The following is a 5,230-nucleotide window of genomic DNA, read 5'->3' as shown; positions in this document are numbered from 1 at the left end:
CCTGATTCATGTTCCTTGAGCGCTTTGACTATCTGCGCTTCTGATATTCTTCGCTTTTTCATCGTAACTGTTTAAATGTACAATTTTTGTCGCCTTTCAAACAGTCCTATTTTTAGGGAAGCTTACAGATCGGGTCGCGTAGATCGGGTCGCGTAGACCGGGTCACGTAGACGCCTTGCCCAAATCCCCCTACGCCATTCCCCAATCAACCCTCCCCAACGTCATTCCCGGCTTGACCGGGAATCTACATATATAATTACGGTATTTTCCAGGAGGATATTTTCTCGTATCCCTCACAATCCCCCCTGTATTTTCTGTTTACCTCTCACTGGGCCGATGGGTTTTTGACATACTCAATCGAATTGATGCGCCATACGAATCTGGCTATCTTGGTTTCCACGATCACTTCATCACCTACCTTTTTGTCAACGAGTGCCTGAGCCATGGGGGAGTCCATCGAGATGTAATCCTTATTGCCAATCAACTCTTCATAACCCACGATCCGCAACCGCTTTTTCAGTCCCTTTTCCAGGTTTTCAATCTCCACCCACGCACCAAAAGATACTTTGCCGTCCATGTGCGGGTGATAGTCAATCACCTTAAACCCATCGATACATTTTCGTAGATACAGCAGCCTCTTATCGATTTCGCGCAGCCGCTTTTTATTGTAGTGATAATCCGCATTCTCCGAGCGATCACCAAGACTGGCCGCCCAGGAGACTTTACGGGTAGTTTCAGGCCGCTCCACACGCCATAAGTGGTTGAGCTCTTCTTTGAGACGTTCCATTCCTTCAGGTGTAATCAACTGTGACCTCATGATTGCTTATCGCTTTTTAAAAGAGTATTCGTAAACCAGCCGCAAATATTTATATACCAAATGTCCTGAACCCCAAGTAACCTTAAAAAGTTTGTTGAGAAATTTGGGGAAGTAAATTTTGGGGAGATTCTGAGTTTACGAGAGGATAGAGGTACCCGACCAGGGAGGAAGCCTAGCCACGGTAAGCAGTTAAGTCCGCGTTATGTTAATATAGCTTAGGTCTTGGGCGGGATTAATAGTTTAGGGTTGGCCTATTATCATCAATCAAAAGCATTCACATCATTTTATTGTAGTAACGAGCACTCTTTTGCCACTCGTCACGAGCGAGGAATTACCATGCCGCAGTGAGGAACGTTGGCAGGAGGGAAGGAGAGTGGCAAATGTGTGCGACTTCCTAGCACTATACAATTAAGAACAATTTACACCAACCGTCATTTGAAAATTACCCATAAGTGGGTATTTCGTCTCTGATAAAAAATAACTATACTTTCTACATAAATTCAATAACCAATGGAAGAGCCAAAGAGACTACCAATATTACGAGACGTTAAGGAAGCACTTTTTAGAAATGCAGGTGGTAGGTGCGCTTTTCCAAATTGTAACAAACCGATTCTAGATGAAAATAATCGATTAAAAGGAGAAATATGTCACATTGAAGCTGCAATGCCAAAGGGTGAAAGATTCAATTTAAAGATGACGAATGAGGAGAGAAGATCTTATGAAAATTTGATTCTCTTATGCTTTGATCATCATGAAGAGACAAATAACGAGGACTTGTACACCGTGGGTGTTTTGCAAGAGATGAAGAAAGCTCATGAAGAGAATGTGTCAACATCATTGAACTTAATTGGATCTTTAGCGGAAGTTTCAACCAATGAAGATGTACCAAAGGTTGAGGTAAATGCAGAAAGAATAAAGAGAGCTATGGAGTTGCTTAAAAGACAAGAGCAATTCTTAGATTTAGAAAGAACTGATTACATCGAACCTCCAAACTATATAAAACGAAGCGTTTATTCGCTTCGAGATAGCACAGATCAGGTTTGGGAGAGAAAGAGATATGATTTAATTGAACTTGTCAAATCAAAGAGAAAGATCACAATCCTTGGTGTTGCAGGCTCTGGTAAAAGTGTTGAGCTTGATCACTTAGCGTTTCATTATTCTAAAAACAACGAAGAATTTTTTCCAATTAAAATTAGGCTGAATGGGTTTAACCGGAATGATGGGATAGAACAGTTGCTCGAATTCGAATTCAAAGATTACAAATCATTTAAAGACCAAAAATTATTAGTCATTTTAGATGCTCTCGATGAAGTGGCTCCTGAGAATTTACATGAGGCAGTTCGTCAAATTGAAGTGCTACATAACAAGATTCCGAATTCAACGATTATTGTTTCTTGCAGAAATAACTTTTACTCTGCAGAAAACCGAAATCAGAGTTCAAGAATAGATGGATTCGAAACCTATGCTCTCAGTAGTCTTACCAACCTTGATATAGAGGAATATTGCTCAAAGGAATTAGCTGAAAAGAAAACTGATTTCTTTCAAGAAGTTTACAAAAAGAAGATTAATGATCAATTGAAAACTCCTTTCTATTTGGTCAATCTGGTAAATTTCTATCGTGAAAATGGAAAACTTCCTAAATCTCGCAGTGAAATATTTGAATTTCTCCTAGCATGGAGAATTAGAGTTGATAATGAAGAAAAGTATCAAAATCATGGATTGTACCTTGAGGAGCACCAGGAAGTAATAAAGCAGAAAATCCAACGCTTAGCAATTGCTGCAGAATCCTTGCAAAGAAATTACTTAGAAGATTCAGAGTTTAGGAAAGTAGTTCCAGAACCGAACTTACAAATTTTGATAAAGCATACATTTCTTTTTGATAAAAACAGAAATGGATCTTGGGAATTTCACCACAATAATTTCCAAGAATACTTGGCTGCCAAATATCTCACAAATTCAAGCATTGCAAGAATAAAGAAGTTTATTTCATTCAGTCCAGATTATAAAAAGGTAAAACCTTCATGGGTGAATACTGTGACCCTATTATTTGGACTCTTATCATCTCAGAAGCGGAAGTTCAAAAGCATGTTAAAGTGGTTGATTTCCAATGAAATTGATTTGGTTGTTCGGTTTGAGAAAGAAAATATTGACTTAAAGACAAGAGAAACAATTTTTAAAAAGATTTATCAAGATTTTGAAAAGAAGAAAATCCTTATTCGAAGTGAGAAATTTGATATTTATGAGTTAGGTGAATTTATTTCAGACAGTCATAATATCGCAAAATTTTTAATCAGAAAAGTAGGTAAACTTGATGAGGCATGGAAAAAAGCTGAAGCACTCAGAATCTTGCCAAACCTCGAAGTTGTCGAATCATATAAATCAGAAATTGAAGCACTTATACTATCATTGATTAATGATGAAAACATTAAGGATGATTTCAAATTAAGCTTCTTGTACACACTTAGAGATATAAATATTTTCTCTGATGAATTAACCGAGAAATTGCTTGAGGCAATAGATCTAGAATCAAGCCAATATCTACGTGCTGGATTTTATGCCTACATGAGTAATGCCGAAAATATTGATCCGAATTCTAATATTATTCTTGATGGCATCAAGTTAATAAGTGAACCGAAAGTCTACATCAATGCGACAGATGATGATGCGAAAGATACGAGACTTTCGGATGAGAAATACAATCTTGAAAAACTGATTGAGCAGTTCCAATCTGTGAAATTGACGAAAGATCTATTACTCTGGGGACAGAGTATTGATGAGTATCGCTATGATAGGTTTCATCTTGAGATAGTTGAGAAAGCATTGAATAATGCCTCTATGATAACCGCGGAAAATCCAGAAATTTATGATGCGGTGTTAACTCTTTTGATTTCATTGGCTCGGAGATATTCACGTGAATTATCCAAAGATTTCAACGAATACTTTACGAAAACTGAAACTTCATTAAAGGCATTTAAGGAGCTAAGAAAGAAAAGCAAAGACTTGGAGAACACTTCTGATGTAGACTATCATTATGCCATTTCAGCGGTACTTGATAAAGCATGTATTGATGAATTGCTTGAAGAATACAAAAAAGGGGAACTATCCAAAGATCTTGCATTTAGATTCCGGAATATGTTAGGATGGAACAGAAGGGATTTACATGACTATTACTTAGAAGAAATCAATAAGCTATCAGATAATGCATTTGCTTACTCAGAACGTGATTTTGAACAAGAGAGAAAGGAAAAACTGAAGAATGATGTTAATCTTCTTTTGCATAAGGAAAAATTCAAAGATGAGCTCATAGCAATATTTGATAAGGCAAAAGTTGATTCTTTTACCTGGGATGAACTTTGGGAGTTCTCAAAAGAATATTTGAATGAAGACTTAGCCAATAACAATATCGTACTTTCCACTCTTAGGCAAGAAGCAAAAAACACCAAAGAAGTTAGTAGAGCCACCATTAATAATTTCATGGATGATAAAGAGGATTGGTATTGGTTTCAAATCCACAAAATACTAGAAGTAGATAAGAATAATGAAGACTTTGATTTTGATGATGAGTCCAAAGAATTCCTAAAGAATTGGCTTGAAGAGGCAGTTAAGAAAGCCAATTTCAAAACAGCTGTATATCGAAATGAATTTGAAGAAATTAGATATAGATATTTAGAACACTATATTCCATATATCGCATGGAGAATAGATTATGAATTACATGAGGATATTTATTTAGAGTTTCTCTGGTTGGTTCCGAGGACTATTCCCCAAAAAACAAAAAACAATCCGAATAAGAATTTAGTACCGGATGATCCCATTGAGGAAGTAGAACTTATTCCATCAAACATAAATGAGTACGTAATTGCAAAGAGTTCTGTAGATAGTGCGAGTAAGAAAATCCTTGAAAATATAGGATCAGAGGCCTTAATCGATTTTAATCAGAAATATAACCATTGCAAGTTTTGTGCTGAGTACGGTCTCATTGAGGGAGTCGAACTTATCAAGGAATTAGTTCAAGTCGAAAATCATAACTATGAAAAGAGATACCTGATTGAATGGTTTTTAAATCTTTCAAATGACTTGTTATTTATTGAAGATCGGATTGATTCCTTTGAAGATGAAGTGAGATATAGGTCACTTGAGTTATTACTACAGGAAAACAGTTCGGTAGCTAAAAACTATTGCATTAAAAAAGCAAAGGCTATAGCTGATCTTGAAAGGAAATTCAGATATATCAATATATTATCAAATTCTGATCCTCAAAGTGCATTTGATTTATACAAAGACTGTGTAACCTCCCCATTATTAGGACTGGGATCAAATAGACTAATTCTCTAAATATTTACAAAATTCATTCTGGTAGTTTTCATTCTTAGTTTGGTATTTCAGATACTGAACGGGAGAAAGTTTGCTCAG

General features: G+C 36.3%; 2 protein-coding genes. One reads left to right on the top strand and one right to left on the bottom strand.

The window, feature by feature from the left end; translation table 11 throughout:
* Positions 1-325 precede the first annotated feature (325 nt).
* A complete protein-coding gene (gene greB / locus NXR94_RS16985) occupies positions 326-817 on the bottom strand; it encodes a transcription elongation factor GreB (protein ID WP_258105875.1) in 492 nt (163 codons plus the stop codon).
* A gap of 510 nt (positions 818-1,327) precedes the next feature.
* On the opposite strand from greB, the gene NXR94_RS16980 reads away from it, so the two are divergent.
* The gene (locus tag NXR94_RS16980; protein WP_258105874.1) at positions 1,328-5,152 is read left to right on the top strand and encodes a hypothetical protein; all 3,825 of its coding nucleotides are present in this window, start codon (positions 1,328-1,330) and stop codon (positions 5,150-5,152) included.
* The last annotated feature ends 78 nt before the right edge of the window (positions 5,153-5,230 follow it).

The sequence above is a fragment of the Marinoscillum sp. MHG1-6 genome (assembly GCF_024714475.1).
In the GTDB taxonomy this organism is placed as follows: domain Bacteria; phylum Bacteroidota; class Bacteroidia; order Cytophagales; family Cyclobacteriaceae; genus JAMZMI01.
This window is presented reverse-complemented; position numbering and strand designations above follow the sequence as displayed.

Excerpts from the sequence above, each read along its gene's own strand:
- NXR94_RS16980 (WP_258105874.1), top strand. The coding sequence starts at position 1,328 with ATGGAAGAGCCAAAGAGACTACCAATATTACGAGACGTTAAGGAAGCA.
- greB (WP_258105875.1), bottom strand. The coding sequence starts at position 817 with ATGAGGTCACAGTTGATTACACCTGAAGGAATGGAACGTCTCAAAGAA.